At 25.5% G+C, this 2,396-nt stretch carries 5 protein-coding genes and 1 pseudogene; 4 read left to right on the top strand and 2 right to left on the bottom strand.

Annotated features, from left to right (window positions below; all coding sequences use genetic code 11):
• A partial coding sequence (locus R5Z65_RS09925) for a helix-turn-helix transcriptional regulator (protein ID WP_317368877.1) occupies positions 1 to 193 on the bottom strand: 193 nt, incomplete at its 3' end.
• 180 nt (positions 194 to 373) lie between these two features.
• Between R5Z65_RS09925 and R5Z65_RS09920 the strand changes: the two genes are divergently transcribed.
• Both R5Z65_RS09920 and R5Z65_RS09915 read left to right on the top strand, forming a co-directional pair.
• The gene (locus tag R5Z65_RS09920) at positions 374 to 1,072 is read left to right on the top strand and encodes a site-specific DNA-methyltransferase (RefSeq protein ID WP_317368875.1); all 699 of its coding nucleotides are present in this window, start codon (positions 374 to 376) and stop codon (positions 1,070 to 1,072) included.
• 96 nt (positions 1,073 to 1,168) lie between these two features.
• Positions 1,169 to 1,297 carry a hypothetical protein gene (locus tag R5Z65_RS09915; protein WP_317368874.1) on the top strand — a complete coding sequence of 43 codons (129 nt, stop codon included), beginning with the start codon at positions 1,169 to 1,171 and terminating at the stop codon, positions 1,295 to 1,297.
• Here the strand turns inward: R5Z65_RS09915 and R5Z65_RS09910 are convergent.
• Positions 1,294 to 1,638 carry a helix-turn-helix transcriptional regulator gene (locus tag R5Z65_RS09910; RefSeq protein ID WP_317368872.1) on the bottom strand — a complete coding sequence of 115 codons (345 nt, stop codon included), beginning with the start codon at positions 1,636 to 1,638 and terminating at the stop codon, positions 1,294 to 1,296. The two genes, R5Z65_RS09915 and R5Z65_RS09910, sit on opposite strands and share 4 nt — an antisense overlap.
• 152 nt (positions 1,639 to 1,790) lie before the next feature.
• Between R5Z65_RS09910 and R5Z65_RS09905 the strand changes: the two genes are divergently transcribed.
• The gene (locus R5Z65_RS09905; RefSeq protein ID WP_317368870.1) at positions 1,791 to 1,943 is read left to right on the top strand and encodes a hypothetical protein; all 153 of its coding nucleotides are present in this window, start codon (positions 1,791 to 1,793) and stop codon (positions 1,941 to 1,943) included.
• Positions 1,944 to 1,957: 14 nt separating this feature from the next.
• Positions 1,958 to 2,396: pseudogene (locus R5Z65_RS09900) on the top strand (hypothetical protein); the annotation flags it as partial.

The raw sequence follows: 2,396 nt of genomic DNA, 5'->3' as shown, positions 1-2,396 counted from the left end.
ATTTTTCTAAAAACCAATCTAAAAGACAATTTAAATCGAGGTTTAGTTCTTCTGCTATATTTTCAAATAGGTTTAATTTAACATTCTTAAATTCTTTATTTTCTATTTTTGATAAATAAGATCTACTAATTCCTAATTTTGAAGCTAATTTTTTTTGTGTTACTTTTAATAATAATCTTTGTTTTCTAATCATAAAAATACCGTCTCCTTTAACGTGAAATATGTAAAAAAATGTCGAAATATGACAGAAAATGTTCATGGTATGAACACTTTTTCATGTTAAAATATTCCAACAAAGAAGAAAGGAGACGATTTTATGATTTTGAATAACTTAAAAAAATATGATTTGCATAACGGTGAATGTATTGAAATTATGAGGAAAATAGAAGATAAAACAATAGATATGATTTTATGTGATTTACCGTATGGGATAACTGATTGCTCCTGGGATAACATAATTCCGTTTGACGAGATGTGGGAACAATATAATCGTATTATAAAAGATAATGGAGCTATTGTTCTATTTTCAGTTCAACCATTCACAACAAAACTGATAAATTCTAATATAAATAACTACAAATATAGTTGGTATTGGATAAAAAATACATCAACAGGATTTGTATTTGCTAAACATCAACCAATGCGGAAAGTTGAAGATATAAATGTATTTTATAAAAAAAAACCATTATATATACCACAAGGACTTATAGAACTAGAGAAACCAATAGTTAAAAAAGGAAAAAGCAAAATTAGTAACAATGATATTATATACAATGAAAAATCACTAATGAAAGAATATATAGCGAAATACACTAATTATCCAAAAAATGTTTTATTTTTCAATAAAGAGACAAAGACAGTGCATCCAACTCAAAAGCCAGTGGATCTTCTTGAATATTTAATAAAGACGTATACAAAAGAAAATTATATAGTTTTAGATAATTGTATGGGAAGTGGAAGTACAGGAGTAGCTTGTGCTAATACAAACAGGAGATTTATCGGAATAGAACTAGATAATAAATATTTTGAAATAGCAAAGAAAAGAATAGAAGAATCGTATTTAAACAGATAAATTTAAAAATATGATAAAAAACATTGAAAAAGAAAATCAAAAGGCTCTTATGGGGCAAATTTTAGATATTTTTTGTATTTAAAGGAGTTAAATGATATGCAAAAAGAGATGATTAACATTTTTTTAGAGAAATTAATACTATTAGATAAAATAAATAAGCTAAAAATAGAATATTTAAAAGGGTATATAGATGCTAAAATAAATGAGAAAGAGGAGAAAAATTAATTCTCCTCTTTTTTACTTTCAGATATAAATGCATCTAGCATAATATTCATTTTTTTCTGATCTTCTTCACTTAGTAAACTAAATTTTCTTAATAATTCTTTAATATGATCAGGTGCAGATATATCTTCTGTTATGTCTTGGATCATTCTACCTCTTCCAGAACGCAACCATTCTTCGTTAACATGAAACTCGTTACAAATATTCTTTATAGATCTATCTGTAATATTTCTTCTGCCTTTTTCTAGTGAAGATATATGATCTTGAGATAGGCAAATTTTATTTCCGAAATCTTTTTGAGATAGTCCAAGATGATTTCTCAATTCTTTCAATCTATTGTTCAAAATAATCACCTCTTGACATATTATACAGTAAAAAATATGTCAATGCAATATGGCAAAAATAAAAAAATATGTCAAAAACAGAAAAAATATTGACAAATATGACAAAGACATATAAAATCTATGTCAAAGACATATAAAAATGGAGGTGCAATATGACAAGTAAAGAAATTGAATCTATTTCTAAAAAATTAGCTTACTTAGAACGAGTAAATCCGTTAAAGTTTGAAAATTTTAAAGGTCGTGTAGAAGCACTATACGAAATTGAGATTGAAAAAGATACTAAATATAAATCAGATAAAAATTAGTATATAAAAAGTGTGTGATTTTAAACAATCACACACTAAGAAAAGTTAATTTAAAGCTTGATAATCCAAAGGCCGTAGGGGTCTTAGGCGACCTTGTTATAAGTGATAAAAAATCAAACAAATGTATAGTTAAAAATAAGTTTTATGAGGGAGTAAAAATGGCTAGAGAAAAAAACAGTATAGGAAGAAAAAGAAATAATAAGTATACAGAACTAGATACAGAAAAATTAGAATCAATAAATGATAATCTAAGTGAAAATGATACAAATAAAATAATAGGTTCATATTGTGGACATGTAACAAAGACTACTAAATCAGGACCAATAGTAGAAGTAGAAATATACCCTGTATTTAAGAAAAAAGATATACCTGAAGAATTAAGAGTTAAATGTACACCTGAAGCTAGAAAGAACCTAAATAGCAAAAATGCAAAAAATTTTTTCATAAGAAAAT

The sequence above is a fragment of the uncultured Tyzzerella sp. genome (assembly GCF_963558545.1).
Lineage (GTDB): Bacteria > Bacillota > Clostridia > Lachnospirales > CAG-274 > Tyzzerella.
This window is presented reverse-complemented; position numbering and strand designations above follow the sequence as displayed.

Bases quoted from the DNA above. Each gene is read 5' to 3' on its own strand.
- R5Z65_RS09920 (WP_317368875.1), top strand. From the start codon at position 374: ATGAGGAAAATAGAAGATAAAACAATAGATATGATTTTATGTGATTTA.
- R5Z65_RS09915 (WP_317368874.1), top strand. From the start codon at position 1,169: ATGCAAAAAGAGATGATTAACATTTTTTTAGAGAAATTAATACTATTA.
- R5Z65_RS09905 (WP_317368870.1), top strand. From the start codon at position 1,791: ATGACAAGTAAAGAAATTGAATCTATTTCTAAAAAATTAGCTTACTTA.